The 14,695-nt window shown below is 73.0% G+C and carries 16 protein-coding genes; 7 read left to right on the top strand and 9 right to left on the bottom strand.

Annotated elements, in window-relative coordinates; genetic code table 11:
* The first annotated feature begins 78 nt into the window (after positions 1-78).
* From AB0I81_RS29260 to AB0I81_RS29270, 3 genes are read left to right on the top strand one after another with little or no spacing between them, the layout of a single operon-like run.
* Positions 79-696 (top strand): DedA family protein, encoded by a 618-nt coding sequence (locus AB0I81_RS29260; protein ID WP_360662916.1) that lies wholly within the window; start codon positions 79-81, stop codon positions 694-696.
* Positions 680-1,783: a histidine kinase gene (locus AB0I81_RS29265; protein ID WP_360662918.1), complete on the top strand. Its 1,104-nt coding sequence runs from the start codon at positions 680-682 to the stop codon at positions 1,781-1,783. The genes AB0I81_RS29260 and AB0I81_RS29265 overlap by 17 nt, the downstream gene beginning before the upstream one ends.
* On the top strand, positions 1,774-2,418 hold the full coding sequence (locus AB0I81_RS29270; RefSeq protein ID WP_360662920.1) for a response regulator transcription factor: 645 nt from the start codon (positions 1,774-1,776) through the stop codon (positions 2,416-2,418). Before AB0I81_RS29265 ends, AB0I81_RS29270 begins: the two co-directional genes overlap by 10 nt.
* A 12-nt stretch (positions 2,419-2,430) precedes the next feature.
* Here the strand turns inward: AB0I81_RS29270 and AB0I81_RS29275 are convergent, their stop codons facing one another.
* Both AB0I81_RS29275 and AB0I81_RS29280 read right to left on the bottom strand, forming a co-directional pair.
* A complete protein-coding gene (locus tag AB0I81_RS29275) occupies positions 2,431-3,135 on the bottom strand; it encodes a hypothetical protein (protein ID WP_360662922.1) in 705 nt (234 codons plus the stop codon).
* Positions 3,136-3,254: 119 nt separating this feature from the next.
* On the bottom strand, positions 3,255-3,968 hold the full coding sequence (locus AB0I81_RS29280; protein WP_360662924.1) for a helix-turn-helix domain-containing protein: 714 nt from the start codon (positions 3,966-3,968) through the stop codon (positions 3,255-3,257).
* 161 nt (positions 3,969-4,129) lie between these two features.
* Here AB0I81_RS29280 and AB0I81_RS29285 point away from each other — a divergent pair, with 161 nt between their 5' ends.
* Positions 4,130-4,975 (top strand): PHP domain-containing protein, encoded by an 846-nt coding sequence (locus AB0I81_RS29285; RefSeq protein ID WP_360662926.1) that lies wholly within the window; start codon positions 4,130-4,132, stop codon positions 4,973-4,975.
* Between the two features lie 182 nt (positions 4,976-5,157).
* Positions 5,158-6,030, top strand: a complete 873-nt coding sequence (locus AB0I81_RS29290) for an aldo/keto reductase family oxidoreductase (protein ID WP_360662928.1) — start codon at positions 5,158-5,160, stop codon at positions 6,028-6,030.
* Here AB0I81_RS29290 and AB0I81_RS29295 read toward each other — a convergent pair.
* Both AB0I81_RS29295 and AB0I81_RS29300 read right to left on the bottom strand, forming a co-directional pair.
* Positions 6,027-7,040, bottom strand: coding sequence for a serine hydrolase (locus tag AB0I81_RS29295; RefSeq protein WP_360662930.1), 1,014 nt, complete (start codon positions 7,038-7,040; stop codon positions 6,027-6,029). The two genes, AB0I81_RS29290 and AB0I81_RS29295, sit on opposite strands and share 4 nt — an antisense overlap.
* Before the next feature lie 172 nt (positions 7,041-7,212).
* Positions 7,213-8,205 (bottom strand): S66 peptidase family protein, encoded by a 993-nt coding sequence (locus AB0I81_RS29300; protein ID WP_360662932.1) that lies wholly within the window; start codon positions 8,203-8,205, stop codon positions 7,213-7,215.
* 200 nt (positions 8,206-8,405) lie between these two features.
* Between AB0I81_RS29300 and AB0I81_RS29305 the strand changes: the two genes are divergently transcribed.
* Both AB0I81_RS29305 and AB0I81_RS29310 read left to right on the top strand, forming a co-directional pair.
* Positions 8,406-9,101 carry a hypothetical protein gene (locus AB0I81_RS29305; protein WP_360662934.1) on the top strand — a complete coding sequence of 232 codons (696 nt, stop codon included), beginning with the start codon at positions 8,406-8,408 and terminating at the stop codon, positions 9,099-9,101.
* Entirely contained in the window at positions 9,098-10,042 is a 945-nt protein-coding gene (locus tag AB0I81_RS29310) for a LysR family transcriptional regulator (RefSeq protein WP_360662936.1), read from the top strand. The genes AB0I81_RS29305 and AB0I81_RS29310 overlap by 4 nt, the downstream gene beginning before the upstream one ends.
* On the opposite strand, the gene AB0I81_RS29315 is transcribed toward AB0I81_RS29310, so the two are convergent.
* From AB0I81_RS29315 to AB0I81_RS29335, 5 genes are read right to left on the bottom strand one after another with little or no spacing between them, the layout of a single operon-like run.
* Positions 10,014-11,684, bottom strand: a complete 1,671-nt coding sequence (locus AB0I81_RS29315; protein WP_360662938.1) for a hypothetical protein — start codon at positions 11,682-11,684, stop codon at positions 10,014-10,016. The genes AB0I81_RS29310 and AB0I81_RS29315 overlap by 29 nt on opposite strands.
* On the bottom strand, positions 11,681-12,118 hold the full coding sequence (locus tag AB0I81_RS29320; protein ID WP_360662940.1) for a lasso peptide biosynthesis B2 protein: 438 nt from the start codon (positions 12,116-12,118) through the stop codon (positions 11,681-11,683). The genes AB0I81_RS29315 and AB0I81_RS29320 overlap by 4 nt, the downstream gene beginning before the upstream one ends.
* On the bottom strand, positions 12,115-12,540 hold the full coding sequence (locus AB0I81_RS29325; protein ID WP_360662943.1) for a lasso peptide biosynthesis PqqD family chaperone: 426 nt from the start codon (positions 12,538-12,540) through the stop codon (positions 12,115-12,117). Before AB0I81_RS29325 ends, AB0I81_RS29320 begins: the two co-directional genes overlap by 4 nt.
* The gene (locus AB0I81_RS29330) at positions 12,518-14,536 is read right to left on the bottom strand and encodes an asparagine synthase-related protein (protein WP_360662945.1); all 2,019 of its coding nucleotides are present in this window, start codon (positions 14,534-14,536) and stop codon (positions 12,518-12,520) included. The genes AB0I81_RS29325 and AB0I81_RS29330 overlap by 23 nt, the downstream gene beginning before the upstream one ends.
* Positions 14,533-14,661 (bottom strand): lasso RiPP family leader peptide-containing protein, encoded by a 129-nt coding sequence (locus AB0I81_RS29335; protein WP_360662947.1) that lies wholly within the window; start codon positions 14,659-14,661, stop codon positions 14,533-14,535. Before AB0I81_RS29335 ends, AB0I81_RS29330 begins: the two co-directional genes overlap by 4 nt.
* Positions 14,662-14,695 lie beyond the last annotated feature (34 nt).

Below are 14,695 nucleotides of genomic sequence, written 5' to 3' on the forward strand. Positions count from 1 at the left end.
GGGTGTGGTTTACCACAGTGCTATATCGGGCAGTAGCTTCATTCCGCATTTTCCAGGATCTTCCATAGCCTTGATCTCATGACTGATTGGCTGGTTGGACTAATGGAGAGCCTCGGGGCACCCGGGGCGGGTCTCGCGATCGCGCTGGAGAACCTGTTCCCGCCCCTGCCCAGCGAGGTGATCCTGCCGCTCGCCGGCTTCACCGCGAGCCAGGGCGAGATGGACCTGGTCGAGGTGCTCATCTTCACCACGCTGGGCTCCGTGATCGGAGCGCTGGCGTTGTACTGGGTCGGCGCCCTGCTCGGGCGCGAACGCACGCTGGCCATCGCCGGTAAGCTCCCCCTCATCAAGCTCTCCGACATCGAGAAGACGGAGGCGTTCTTCCACCGTCACGGCGGTAAGACCGTCTTCTTCGGCCGGATGATCCCCATCTTCCGCAGCCTCATCTCCATCCCCGCGGGGGTGGAACGGATGCCGCTGCCCATGTTCACGCTGCTCACGACCGCCGGAAGCCTCATCTGGAACACCATCTTCGTGATGGCCGGCTACCTGCTCGGCGAGCAGTGGCACCTGGTGGAGACCTACGTCGGCGTCGGCAGCAAGGTGGTGCTCGGCCTGGTGGTGCTCGCGGTCGTGATCTTCGTCGTGGTTCGTCTGGCCGAGCGGCGCAAGGGGAGGCATGCGCACCGCCGCTGAGGGGCTGCGCCTGGCCGGCGCGGTGGCGCTGGGCGCACTCACCGCACTGGTCGACCTGGTGTACCTGCTGCTCACCCTGCCCTTCCTGGGCAACCCGAACGTGCGGGCCTCCGCCCGGCGGCTGGCCCGCCTGGAGGCCCGCCGCCTGCGCCTGGACCTGACGGCGCTGGACGCGCTGGCGGAGGGGCGCGGCCACCGGGCGACCGGGTACCTGGCCGCGCGGGCGCCCGTCGGGGTGCTGGGCGGCCTGGTGCTCACGGTGCTGGGGTTCGGGATCTGGACCGGGGTGCGCTTCACGCTCGCCTGGGGGCAGGGCCTGCCGTACGACGGGATGGCGCCCTCGGCGCCGCTGGCCGCCTACCTGGGCATCACCGGCGTCGTGGCGCTGTTCCTGGTCCTGTCCGGCCTGGTCGGGGTGCACGCGCTGGAACGCCTGCTGGCGCTGCGCATGCTCGGCCCCGACCCCACCGAGGCGCTGCAGCGCCGCATCACCGAACTGGCGGAGAGCCGGGCCGGGATCGTCGCCGCCGTGGACTCCGAGCGGCGCAGGATCGAGCGTGACCTGCACGACGGGCTGCAGCAGCGGCTGGTGGCGCTGTCGATGCTGATCGGCCGCTCCCGGCGCGGCCGGCCGGAACTGCTGGAACAGGCCCACGAGGAGGCCCAGCGGGCGCTGGCCGAGCTGCGCGAGGTGGCCTGGCGCGCCTACCCGAGCGGGCTGGACTCGCTCGGCCTGGCCGAGGCGCTGGCCGGGGTGGCGGAACGCTCCGGCGTGCCGGTCAGGGTGGATTGCCGGCTCCAGGGGCGGCCGCCGATGGCGGTGGAGACGGCGGCCTACTTCGTGGTGTGCGAGGCGGTGACGAACGCGGCCAAACACTCCGGCGCCACGCTCATCACGGTCGAGGTGCACGAGGAGGACGCGGCGGTGCTCGTACGGGTGCGCGACGACGGCGTGGGCGGCGCCCGCGCGAGCGGGAGCGGCCTGTCGGGGCTGGCCGGGCGGGCTGCGGCCTTGGACGGCAGCTTCGCGGTGGACAGCCCGGCCGGCGGGCCCACGACGATCACGGCGGTGCTGCCGTGCGGGTGATCCTCGCCGAGGACTCCACGCTGCTGCGCGAGGGCCTGGTACGGCTGCTGCTGGAGGAGGGCCACCAGGTGCCCGCCGCCGTCAGCGACGGGCAGGCACTGGTCGCGGCGGTGGCCGAGCACGAGCCGGACATCGTGGTGGTGGACGTGCGCATGCCGCCGACCCACACCGACGAAGGGCTGCGGGCGGCGCTGGAGATCCGGCGCCGCTGGCCGGCGGTCAAGGTGCTGGTCCTGTCGCAGTACGTCGAGAAACGCTACGCCACCGAGCTGATCAGCTCCGACGTCGAAGGCGTGGGCTACCTGCTGAAGGACCGGGTCGGGCAGGTCGGCGACTTCCTGGACGCGCTGGAGCGGGTGGGCGCGGGCGGGGCGGCGTTCGACCCGGAGGTGGTGCGGCAGTTGCTGGCGCGTACGACGCAGGTGGACCCGCTGGCCCGGTTGACGGCGCGCGAGCGTGAGGTGCTGGAACGCATGGCCCAGGGGCTGACCAACGCCTCGATCGCGCAGGCGCTGCACGTGTCGCAGAGCGCGGTGGAGAAGCACGTCAACTCCCTGTTCGACAAGCTGAACCTGTCGCACGCGTCCGGCTACAGCCGCCGGGTGCTGGCCGTCCTGCACTTCCTGGAGTCCTGAGACCCGCAGGTTTTACAGCAGGCACCTGGCCAGGGCCCGGGGCTCCCACGTGCGCATGTTGGAGTGGTCGGAGGCGAGCCCGCGGGTCAGGTGGCCCAGTTCGTGCAGCAGGATCACCGCGCGCCAGCCGTCGTCGTTCAGCCTGACGCCCGAGCCGCGGTGGAAGTCCGTGGCCGCCTGCGCCGACAGCCACGGGCGGAAGAGGTAGATGGTGCCGCCGGTGCCCCTTCCGGCCGCGCTCGCCGGGCTTCCCGGGCGTTCGCTGTTGGTGCGATCGGTGTAGTTGAGGATGCGCCGGTCTTCGACCAGGGCGGCGAAGACGGTGGATGCGCGGCCCGCGCGGCCGCTCACGGCGTCGTCGCATTCGCGCCTGTTCTCCAGCGCCCAGCCGGTGAGGTTGATCGCGGCGCGGATCTTCGGCCCCCACGGGCCCGGCTCGTCCTGGACGGCGGGGGCGGCGTCCAGGACGGAATCGTAGTCCCCGGGAGAATCTTCGGCAGTGGGCTCTTCGACGGTGGGCTCCTCCTCCGGCTCTGTGCCGCCGGTCTCCTCCCAGACGGGTTCGGATCCCTCGTCGGGGCAGACGATCTCCTGTTCCGGTTCGCACCGATCGGCCAGGGCGGGGTGGACGGCCAGGAAGCCGCCGCCGATGACGGTGACGGCGGCGGCGATCGCCAGCGGGCGCCTGCGCCGGGCGAGGCGGGAGATGGGGTTCATGGTCGGCTCCTCATCGGTCGCGTGACTCTGCGACCTGGATAGACCGGCCCACGATGACCCACCAGGCGTGGCGCGATGACCCCCGTTGATTACCGGCCACGGCCGGGCATTGAACCCCTCTACGGGAGGTTCTCGTACAGCAGCGACAGCGGCTCGTCAGGATCCGGGCGCTGCAGTTCGGTGGCGGTGCGGCCGAGGAAGCGGGTGAGTGAGCGGGCCAGGTGCGGCTGGTCGTAGTATCCGAGCCGGTGCACCACCTCCAGCGCCGGCACGCCCTCCGCGAGCAGCACGGCCGCCTGCCGGGCGCGCTCGATCTGCCGGATCGCCCCCTGCGTCAGCCCGGTCGCGGCGACCACGCGGCGCTGCACCGAGCGGGCGCTCGGTTTGGGCACGTCATCGCCCGCGACCACGTCGCTCACCAGCGGGTCGCGCACCAGGATCCCGGCGCGCACGATATGTTCCACGAAGTCCTCGGCGTTGCCGTAGTCCGGCAGCTCCCACTCCTGGCCGCGCAGCACCAGCAGGTCCGAGGTGGCGTGCCGGGCCAGTACGGCCGAGTCGACCAGGCGCGGGACCGGCAGGTGGGGCATGGACGTGCCATGGGCGAAGACGATGCCGAACGTGCGCCCCTCGGGGATGTACCCCACCGTGGTCGGCCTGGTCTCCGGCCCCCGGATCGCGGCGTGCACGCGCCCGCGATCCTCCCAGATCACCAGCTCCCAGTTCGGGTTCGCGACCGAACGCATCCGCGCGGCCGTGATGGCGCCCTCACTGCGGTAGACCCGCTCGATGTACGGCGAGTCCGACGTCCGGTTCTCGTTCTCCAGCGCCATCGCACCTCCTTTGGCCAGTGTCATCATCTTCGCGTCATCATCTTCGCGCCACATGTCAGGCGAACGCGCCACCCGAGAGGAAGGCCCGGAATGGGCGGGGCCCGAGGCGGGCATGACCAGGGACGGGATGATCAACGCGTACCGGAGACGATGGAGGATCGGTGACGTTACCTTCGGACGGCCACGTGCACAGCGAGTGGTCCTGGGACACTCCGGTGGGCGCGATGGAGCGTTCCTGCGCGCGGGCGCGGGAGCTCGGGCTGCCGTCGATCGCCTTCACCGAGCACGTGGATCACACGGTCTGGTCCGTCACCCCCGACGTCCTCGGCGACGCGCACCTGGCGTCCTTCACCTCCGGAGGGCTGCTGACCCCTCCGGCGTTCGACGCGAGCGGCTATCTGGAGGCGATCGAGAGGTGCCGCGAACGTTTCCCCGACCTGCGCATCTTGAGCGGGATGGAGGTGGGCGAGCCGCACTGGCACGCCGAGGCCGTGGCCAAACTGCTCGGCGCGGGACGTTTCGATCGGGTGCTCGGCTCCCTGCACTGCCTGCCGTTCCCCTCAGGTGATGGCTTCGCCGAACCACCCGGCCAGTACGGGCGGCGGGCCGCGGCCGAGGTCGTGCGGGAGTATCTGGCCGAGATCGTCACGCTCGTCGCGCAGAGCGAGGTGTTCGCCGTGCTGGCCCACATCGACTACCCGGTGCGGTCCTGGCCGGAGCGGACGGCCGGGCCGTTCGAGCCGCGGGCTTTTGAGGAGGAGTTCCGGGCCGCGCTGCGGGCGACCGCCCGCTCCGGCCGGGTCCTGGAGATCAACACGAGGCTGCCGCTGGATCCGGCCATCCTGCGGTGGTGGCACGAGGAGGGCGGGGAGGCGGTCGCGTTCGGCAGCGACGCCCACGCGCCCGACCTGGTCGCCCACGGATTCCGGGAGGCGGCGGCCATGGCCGGGGCCTGCGGATTCCGGCCGGGGAGCGATCCGTACGACTTCTGGGCCCGCACGGACTGACCCGCGGGTGTCTTACCGCGTCGGCCACGGGCTCGTGCAGCCGCAGGCCGGTGCCCCGCACGGACTGACCCGCGGGTGTCTTACGCACCTCGAAGTGCCTGCTTCCCGCCGGGAAGTTACCCACCCATACTGAAGTAAGGAGCCATCAGGCACCACCTGTCCCGACACGCAAAGGCAGAGGCATGAGCACGTTCCCCACTTCGCTTCCCGGCGGCACCTGGACCCTGGGCGACCTGACCGTCACCCGGTTCGGCTACGGTGCCATGCAGCTCGCCGGTCCCGGAGTGATGGGCCCGCCGGCCGACCGCGACGGCGCGCTCGCCGTCCTGCGCGAGGCCGTCGAGCTCGGCATCACCCATATCGACACCAGCGACGCCTACGGGCCGCGCGTCACCAACCAGCTGATCCGCGAGGCGCTGCACCCGTACCCCGGCTCGCTGCACATCGTGACCAAGGTCGGCGCGATCCGCGACCGGGACGGCGGCTGGCCCCCGGCCCGGCGGCCGCAGGACGTGCGCGACGCCGTGCGCGAGAACCTCCGGGCCCTCGGCCTCGACGTGCTCGACCTGGTCAATCTCCGGCTCGGCGACGCCCGGGGGCCCCGGGCCGGCTCGCTCGCCGAGCCGTTCGAGACGCTCGCCGAACTCCGGCGGCAGGGGCTGATCCGGCACCTCGGAGTGAGCAACGCGACGCCGGAACAGGTCGCCGAGGCGCAGGCGATCGCGCCGATCGTGTGCGTGCAGAACCTCTACAACCTCGCCCACCGCCACGACGACGGGCTGATCGACGAACTCGCCGGGAAGGGCATCGCCTACGTGCCGTTCTTCCCGCTCGGCGGCTTCAGCCCGCTGCAGTCCTCGGCGCTCTCGGCGGTGGCCGCCCGGCTGGAGGCGACGCCGATGTCCGTCGCCCTGGCCTGGTTGCTGCGCCGCTCGCCGAACATCCTGCTCATCCCCGGCACCTCCTCGGTGGCGCACCTGCGCGAGAACGTGGCCGGCGCGGGACTCTCCCTCTCCGATGAGGACCTCGCGGAACTGGACAAGATCGGCAGCTAGGCGCCCGGCGGGCACTGCGGCCTCGCCCCGGATCCGCTCCGGCAACGATGCGCGGGCAGTCCCTGGGCCGCCATGATCAGCCTCCTGCTCGCGGCGAACGCGGCCTGCCTCTTCTCCTCGAGCGTGTCGCCGGGGCCGCCCTGGCGCAGGACCACGCCGAGGATCAGCCGGTCGCGGTCCCCGGCGGCGGGGCGGGCGGCCCACAGCAGCGCTCCGCCCGCCGGCGTGCTGGTGCCGGTCTTGAGGCCGACCACGCCGCGCAGCCCGAGCAGCTTGTTGCCGTTGACGATCGTGCCCGGGACGCCGGGGACGGTGGTCTTGCGGGTGGCGACGATGTCACGCAGCACCGGGTTCTTCATGGCCTGCGCGGCCAGTTTGAGCTGATCCGCCGCCGTGCTGACCGTGGTGGGTTCGTACCCGCTCGCCCCGGTGTAGGTGGTGTGGCGCATGCCCAGTTTGGCGGCGGTGGCGTTCATCTTGCGGACGAAGTCCCGCTCCGAGCCGGCGTCCCAGCGGGCCAGCAGCCGTGCGGCGTTGTTGCCCGAGGGGATGAGCATCAGTTCGAGAAGCTGCCGTTCGGTGAAGCTCTGGCCCGCGGTGATCGGCACCGTGGACTCGTCCCGGTTGCCCGACTCGAGCGCCGCCTGCCGGTCGACCCGGATGGACGGTCCCGCGGCGTTCCCGCCGAGCGGGTGGTCGCCGAGGATCACCAGGGCGGTCATCACCTTGGTGAGGCTCGCGATCGGCACGGGCCGCTGCTCGCCGTGCACGCTGAGGCCGTCCGCCCGCCCGGTGAACTCGACCGCCGCCTGCCCCTTCGCCGGCCAGGGCAGATCCGCCGGCCGGGACGGTTCCGGCGGCCGGGCCACGGCGGCCGGCGCCGGCCCGGAGTCCGGCGGCAACGGTGGCTGGGCCTGCTCGCCTGCGCCGGTCATCCAGCCTCCGGCGGCGGCGAGTACGGCGATGCCGAGCACCCTCGTGGTGGGAGAAATGATGCGTGGTTGGTCCATGACGACAACGATTGGCGCCGGATGTGCGCGCGTTGTCCGCCACATGTCACCGTTTGTCGACGACGTCGGGCGACGGGCGTCGGTGCGACCGTGAACGCGGCGTGGACGAGGGCGACCCGCGTTTGAACGTGCACCTGATGGCCGCCACCATCGGCCGGCCGGTCTGCACCGGTCAATGACGATGCAGCGTCAGGCGGGCCCGGCCGTCCCCGGCGACCGTCAGCTCGGCCTGGCCGCCGATCGGGATGGTGGCGAAGGGGTTGGTGTGGCCGATGTCGATGTTGCCCAGCACCGGAACCCCGGCCAGGGACGGCTGGACGCCCACGATGTGGTCCAGGAGGTCGCGGGTCATCCCCGTGGCCTTCTGGAAACGCCCGATCGCCAGCCCCCGCACGCCCGCGGCGTCGGGCAGTTGCAGCAGCGAGGTCAGGTTCCTGGAGAAGGTCGCCGGATGCGATTCGTAGTCGTCCTCCAGCAGGAGGATCGCGCCGTCCAGGGACGGCATGAAGGCCGTGCCCCGCAGCAGGCCGAGCGTGGCGAGGTTGCCGCCGACGATCCTGCCCCGCGCGCTGCCCGGCCGCAGCGGCCACCATCCGTCGTTGTCGTTCGGCTCGCGTTTGTCCTGGTCGAGGAACCACAGGTCGTCGGTCCACACCTCCGCCGCGGCCAGTTCGACCGGCTCGGCGCCGAAGGTGACGTCGGTGAACCAGCGCAGCGTCCGCTCGAAGTGGTCGCGCATCCCGAACGAGGACCAGTGCGGCCCCGAGTACGTCACCAGCCCGCTCCTGGCCAGGATGGCGTTCTGCAGGGCGGTGATGTCGGAGTACCCGCAGAAGATCTTCGGGTTGGCCCGGATCAGCTCCCAGTCCAGGTACGGCAGCAGCTCGTTGCCGTTGAAGCCGCCGATGACCGTCAGGATCGCCGCCACCGACGGGTCCGCGAACGCCTCGTGCAGGTCCGCGACCCGGGAGGCGATGGCGGAGGAGTCGAAGGCGTCGCGTTCGTCGACGTGACGGCCGTAGGACAGGGTCAGGCCCAGCTCGGCGAAGCGGGCGTCGATGACGGCGGTGTGGTCGTGCTCGGTCACCATCGCGCGGGACATGGCGGGCGCCACCACGCGTACGACGTCGCCGCGCTTCAGCTTCGGCGGGAAGATGAGCTCCATCGTCGGAGGGTATCGGCCCGAGCCGCCCGGGTCCTCCGCATTTTTCGCCGGCGCGAGGCGAAGATCACCCACCCGAAGCCAGGTCGCCGTTGCTCGTAGGTGCGCAGCCGGCGACGAGGGGTGCGGACATGAGTGGTTGCTCATGATGCCCGCGTGGTGTGGCATGGGCGCTCATGGCCGGACCGTTGCATAGTGAGGGCATGGACCGATCTTTGCGCGTCGCGGTCATCGGCGACCGGGACCCGGCTTTTCCCCCGCACGCGGCCACCGACGACGCCCTGCGTCACGCCGCCGCGTACCTCGGGATCGGAGTGGACATCCGCTGGCTGGCCACCGAACCGCTCGAATCCGACCTGGCCGAGGTCAAGGCCGCCGACGTCCTGTGGTGCGCGCCCGGCAGCCCTTACCGCAGCCTGCGCGGCGCCCTGGCCGCGCTCCGGCACGGCCGCGAGCACAGCGTGCCGACCCTGGGGACGTGCGGCGGCTGCCAGCACATGATCATCGAGTACGCCCGCCACGTGCTCGGCCACGACGACGCGCAACACGCGGAGTACGACCCCTACGCCTCCACCCTCTTCGTGTCGGAACTGGCCTGCTCGCTGGCCGGCCGGACCATGCCCGTCACCCTGGCCCCCGGCACCCGGGTCGCCGCACTGTATGGGCGGAGCGAGGTCGAAGAGGAGTACTACTGCAACTTCGGCCTCGATCCCGGCAGGCAGCACACGCTGCACGACGGCGGCTTCCGCGTCACCGGGGTTGACGGTGACGGCGAGGCCCGGGTGCTGGAGATCCCCGGCCACCCCTACTACGTGGCCACCCTGTTCGTGCCGCAGGCCCGCTCACGCCCCGAGGCTCCGCACCCGCTGGTCGTCGGCCTGCTGCGGGCGGCGCTGTGACCTTCACCCAGCTGAGGATCCTGCAGGCGGTCGCACGCACCGGCAACATGACCCGGGCCGCCGGGGAACTGGCCACCACGCAGTCCGCCGTCAGCCACGCGCTGCGCGCCCTGGAGAACGAGTTCGGGGTCGTGCTGCTGGTACGCGGCAACCACGGGGTGAGCCTGACGGCGGCCGGGCGTGCCGTGTGCCGCCGCGCCACCCTCATCCTCACCCAGGTGGAAGCGCTGGAGCAGGAGGTGGCCGCGGCCCGGGAGGATGAGCGCGGCAGCCTGCGCGTCGGTGCCATCCCCAGCGCCAATGCCGGGCTGCTGCCGCCGATCCTGCGGCGGTTCAAGGAGGCGCGCCCGCAGGTACGGCTCACGGTGATGGAGGGCTCGGACGACGAGGTGCTGGAGTGGCTCGAAACGGGAGCGGCGGACATCGCGACCGTGTCAGCCGGGGTGGCGGGCACACCGGCCAGCACACTGGCTGGCACCCCGGCGGGCACACTGGCCGGCACGGCCGCCCTCCCCGGAGGGCTGACTGCGCGACCGCTCGCCAGCGACCGCATGCTGGCCGTCCTGCCCAGTGGTCACGAACTGGGCGTCCGCGACTCGGTGCCGGTGGCCGAACTGTCCAGGAGCCCGTTCATCATGTCCACGGGTGGTTGTGAACCGCTGATCACGGCACTCGCGCGGTCGGCGGGGGCGAGCCTGAAGTGCCACTACCGGGTGCGTGACACCAACAGCATCCTCGCCATGGTCGCCGAAGGGCTCGGGGTGAGCATCATCCCCGAGTTGTCGCTGCCCGCCCATCTTCCGGGCGTGCACGCGATCCCGCTGGACCCGGCGGCTGAGCGGACCATCCTGCTCGCCTTGCCCGCCGACCCCCTCCCCACGGCCACCGCCTTCGCCGAATCGGCCATCACCCTCATGTCCCAGGGTGTGGCGCGGCCATAGGGGGTGGGAGGTTGCGTAGCCAGCGCAGGACCGTCGCGCGTTTCGGGTCGGACAGGTCGCGGGTGACCGGCATGTGGTTCGGGTCGGTGATCTCGCGTGACAGGGCCAGGAGCATCGCGGCCCGCCACCGCCGTACGGCGTCGAGGTCGGCGAGGTCCACCAGGTGTTCGCCCATGATCGGGTAGTGGCGGGCGTAGGGGGCGAGGATCCGCTGGACCTCGCGTTCCAGATGCTCTTGTGCCGGCGGGGTGTAGGCGTCGCGTACGTGGGCGATGACGACGTCCAGGTCCGGGTCGAGGCCGGAGCCGTACAGGTCGAGGTCGCCTCCCGGGGTCCGGCGGGGGCTGTAGGCGATCGTCTCGACGATGCCGTCGAGGCCGCGGCGCGGGTTGCCCGGGTCGCCGGCCGCCGGCGTCACGATGGCCGTGCCGTCGGGCCCGGTCTGCACCGATTCGGGCACAGTGAGGACGGAGCGTGAGCCGCGCACGGGTTCGAGGTGGATGGTCAGGCCGCCGGCGGGCCGGCCACGGCGGCGGGCGTGCAGGGTGACGGCGGCCGACGTGCCGGCCTCGACGCGGTGCACGAAGTCGTCCGCCCTGACGTACAGGCCGTCCCTGCTCTCCCTGGAGATGACGCGTCGCCGCCCGCGCGGCAGGGGGGTGAGCAGCGCCAGGGGACGGTGTTCGAGCGCGGCGGCCGTCTGCGGGGTGAGCGGGAAGGAGACGATGCCCGCGGGCGGGAGGGCCGGCAGCAGGTCGGCCGTGCCGATGTGCAGGACGTTCGCATCGTCCAGGACGTCTCCGGTACGGACGTGCTCGCCGGGCAGGACGGCCACGCCGATCCGGGCCGCCAGGGGATGCACGGTGCCGGCGACGGCCGGGGGCGCGGCGAACGGGAAGGCGTTGCCGAGGTCGAGCACCAGGCGGTTGCCCGTCACGACGGCCACGGCCCGGCCGAAGGAGAGGTCGGGGGCCAGGTTGCCCAGGTCCAGACGGCGTCCGGCCACGAAGGACAGGGGCTCGCCCGGCCGCCACGGACCGATGCATCCGCTCAGCCGGCCGGTCGCGAAGGCGGCGCTGCCGCTCCGGGCGGAGAAGCCGTACAGGTTGAGGCCGATCGACAGCCGCTCCGGCGAGGTCTCCCGCAACTCGGCGAGCAGGGGGACGGTGCGGGCGGCGGGGCCGTACCGGAGATCTTCCAGGACGGAGGTGAAGGTCGCGCCCAGCATCGCGTCGCCCCCGGCCCCGCCGCGCGGCCACAGGTCGCGGAAGGCGGCGGGCCGGTAGCGGCCGGACAGCAGCGTCCGGCCGTCCGGCCCGGCGAGCCGGACGGTCAGCCCCCAGATCTCGCTGGACACCTGCCAGTCCGGGTCGAGGTCGACGAGCTTGGCCGCGACCTGGTCGGGGCTGGTGAGCACGGCCAGGCCGGTGAGGGACCCGGTGGGCAGCGGCGGGGCCGCCCGCTCGCGCCGGCCGCCGGTGACCACGCATTCGAGCAGGTCGAACGCGCCGCTGCCGTACGGGTTCCAGCCCGGTCCCGGCGGGTCGGCGGTGCCGAAGGAGGCGGGGTCGTTGTTCATGGTCGGGGTGTCGCTGAGGAAGCGGCCCGCGAAGGTGATGCGCGGGGTTTCGAGGTAGCTCACGTGCTCGCCGTCCTGTCCGGGCGGTCGGCCGGCGGGACGGTCAGGAGGGGGCGGTAGGTGGCGATGTCGGCGTCCTCGCCCACGGGGCGGCCCTCGGCCTCGATCCAGGCGTGGGCACTGAAGGGCGGGGTGCGGACTCCGGTGCGCCAGGTGGGCCAGGTGCCGCGCAACCGGCAGAGCAGGGCGGCGGCCAGGGATCGGGGCAGGCAGTAGGTGCCGGCGCAGCGGGTGCTGGTGGCCGTCACGGTCTGGCGGGCCCGCAGCGCCTGTTCGTAGGCGGCCGGTCGGGCGCCGCGGCGCAGCAGGGTGAGGACGGCGACGATGCGGCGCGGGGGCTGGCGGGCCAGCAGGCGGGCGGCGGTGACGGCCAGGTGGGCGGCGGCTCGTTCGGGCAGGCCCGGCCGGTAGGACGAGCGGATCGGGACCTGGCTCACGACACCTCACGATCGTCGATGTCGACGTGGATGCCGATATCGATTCCGGCGTCCATTCCGGCGTCGGCGCCGACAGTGGCGGCGTGGGGGTGGGTGTGGGCGCGGGTTTGGGCGTCGAGGTTGGTCTCAGCGCTGGGGTCGGTGCTGGTGTCAGTGTTCGTGCGGGTGTCGGTGATGAGGCGGGCGCGGGTGAGGTCGTCGAGCAGGGCGGTGATGTCGGTCGCGGCCTGTTCGGCGGTGACGGGGCGGCTGGCTGCGAGCATGTCCGCCACCCGCGCCACGGATACGCCGTCGAGCAGCGCGCGCAGGATGGCGCCGGCGGTGGCGTTGAGCTGGAAGTAGCGGCCGGTGCCGGTGTCCAGCAGGACCAGGCCGTCGTCGGTGTCGCAGGCGGCGACGTCAGGGTGCAGGAGCGGCGGCATCGGTGGGATGGGTTGCGGCGTCGGGGGCATCGCGGCGCTCCTTGCCCTTGGGGTGCTGGTGAAGGCAGGCGGGTACGGGGTGAGCGGCCAGGTCGCGCAGCCACGCCTCGGCGCCGAGGGTGGCCTCCACGACGTCGCATCCGGCGCGGGCCAGTCCCGGGCTGAGCAGCGTGCGGCGCAGCGCGCCGGGGTCGGCCAGGCCGGCGGCGACCAGGTGCGAGTCGCCGGCCCACGCGGCCAGTTCGCGCTGCTGGGCGCGCATGCCCGCGTACCAGTCCAGCTCGCAGCTGTCCTTGGTGGTGCGCCGCAGGATCTCCTCGGGCACCAGGCCGCGCATCGCCGCCGCCAGCAGCGGCTTGTACGACCACGCGGCCCCCGCCTCATGGGCCCGTACGGCCAGGCAGGCGTCCAGCACTTCGTCGTCGCAGAACGGCGAGTCGAGGGCGTAGGTGTGCCGGATGCAGGCGGCGGAGCGGGCCGCCTGGCGGGCCTGGTGCCGCCAGGCGTGGGCGCCCGGCTCGTCCGCCAGCGGCTCGGCCCGGGAGGCGGTGGTGAGCAGCAGGTCGGCGACGAGATCGGTGGCCGGATGGCACCAGGAGGGCAGGTACGGCGACGGCCCCCAGGGGCTGGGCACCGGCCTCACCGCGCCGTCCTGGAGGGCGGCCGCGTGGAGGACGGCCGTGTGGGAGGCGGCCGTGTCGGAGGTGCCGGCGTCGGAGGCAGCGGCGTGGGGGGTGCCGGCGTGGGGGGTGGCGCGCAGCTGGTCGGCCAGGCTGCGCAGCCAGGCGGGATAGCCGGGCGCGGGCAGCAACATCCGGGCGGTGCCGGGCAGGCTCCAGCGACGCCCGGCCCGGTGGGCGGCGGCGTGCCTCAGCGCGAGCAGCGGGCGGCGGCGCGCCAGCGCGGTCAGGTAACCGGCCGGCGCCACGACCAGGTGGTCGCCGCCGTGTCCGCTCAGCCGGCGGGTGGCGCCGTGACGGGCCAGCTCGCCGGAGATGTGGTCCTGGTGGGCCAGGTCGCGCAGGGCCGGGCCCGGCTCGTCGCCGGGGTCGCGGCGCTCGGCCAGCCCCGACCACATGGCGGGCAGCCGTCCGGCGGGGAAGGTGAGATGGGTCAGCCCGGGCAGGTGGCCGGCCGCCAGGGCCGCGTACCGGATGTCCTGATTGTCGGCTCCGCTCCAGTGCAGGGTGGCCGCCACCACCCGTGCTCCCGCGCGTACGGCCAGGAAGCACAGGGAGGTGGAGTCCATGCCGCCGGACAGGTCGGCGCCCCACACCTGCCCGGGCCGGATCCGGGCCGCCACCGCCCGCAGCAGCGCCTCCCGCAGCCCGGCGGCGCCCTCCTCCAGCGGCAGCGTCCCGGCGCCTGTCGGCCCGGCCGCCGTCTGGAGCCGGTGGCCGCCGTGGCGGTCCAGCAGGACGGCCTGACCCGGAGGCACGAGGTGTATGCCCTGCCACATCGGGGCGTCGCCGAGCGGGTGGGGCAGGGCGGCGCCGAGCAGGCGGGCGGCCAGGTGCGCGCGTTCCACGGCCGCGCCGGTCAGCCAGGCCAGGACGTGGGCGCGATCGGCCAGGACCGTCACGCCGCCGGCGCGGGCCAGGTACAGCCGCCGGGCGCCCGCCCGGTCGCCGCGCGCGTACACCCGCCCGTCCAGGCTGGCCAGCACGTGGAAGCTCCCGGCCACCCCGCTCAGCAGCCGTTCCGGCCCGCACCGCGGATCAAGGCCCGGCAGGTCGGCCGTGTAAGGGTCACTCGCGCAAGAGTCGGCCGCGTAAGGGTCACTCGCGCAAGGGCCGGACACGGCGAACCGGTCATTGCCGCGGGTGGTCACGCGCATGTCGTCCCCGGCCGGCCAGCAGCCGATCAGCCACGGGCGTCCCGAGGCGTGCGTGAGGTGGTGGCAGGCGCGCGGCAGCAGCCGCCGGGCGACGGCGGACGCCGGCTGGCAGTCGGGCAGGACCACCAGCCAGCGTCCGGTGCAGGGGCCGGTACTCAATCGCGGTAGGTCCAGGTGCCTTCGCCGGAGACGCGCTGGCCGCCGAGCGTGTGGTCGGCGAAGTCGCCGATCTCCTGGACGAGGGGCGGCTCGTACACGTCCGCGGGCTGGGTGAGGCTGTTCATGGTGGGTCCCTTCTCCGTGACTCCTTCGGGGGTG

Source organism: Nonomuraea sp. NPDC050404 (genome assembly GCF_040655495.1).
In the GTDB taxonomy this organism is placed as follows: Bacteria; Actinomycetota; Actinomycetes; order Streptosporangiales; family Streptosporangiaceae; genus Nonomuraea.

Coding starts and splice junctions, on each gene's coding strand:
- AB0I81_RS29260 (WP_360662916.1), top strand. CDS start 79: ATGACTGATTGGCTGGTTGGACTAATGGAGAGCCTCGGGGCACCCGGG.
- AB0I81_RS29265 (WP_360662918.1), top strand. CDS start 680: ATGCGCACCGCCGCTGAGGGGCTGCGCCTGGCCGGCGCGGTGGCGCTG.
- AB0I81_RS29275 (WP_360662922.1), bottom strand. CDS start 3,135: ATGAACCCCATCTCCCGCCTCGCCCGGCGCAGGCGCCCGCTGGCGATC.
- AB0I81_RS29280 (WP_360662924.1), bottom strand. CDS start 3,968: ATGGCGCTGGAGAACGAGAACCGGACGTCGGACTCGCCGTACATCGAG.
- AB0I81_RS29290 (WP_360662928.1), top strand. CDS start 5,158: ATGAGCACGTTCCCCACTTCGCTTCCCGGCGGCACCTGGACCCTGGGC.
- AB0I81_RS29295 (WP_360662930.1), bottom strand. CDS start 7,040: ATGGACCAACCACGCATCATTTCTCCCACCACGAGGGTGCTCGGCATC.
- AB0I81_RS29300 (WP_360662932.1), bottom strand. CDS start 8,205: ATGGAGCTCATCTTCCCGCCGAAGCTGAAGCGCGGCGACGTCGTACGC.
- AB0I81_RS29305 (WP_360662934.1), top strand. CDS start 8,406: ATGGACCGATCTTTGCGCGTCGCGGTCATCGGCGACCGGGACCCGGCT.
- AB0I81_RS29325 (WP_360662943.1), bottom strand. CDS start 12,540: ATGCCGCCGCTCCTGCACCCTGACGTCGCCGCCTGCGACACCGACGAC.
- AB0I81_RS29335 (WP_360662947.1), bottom strand. CDS start 14,661: ATGAACAGCCTCACCCAGCCCGCGGACGTGTACGAGCCGCCCCTCGTC.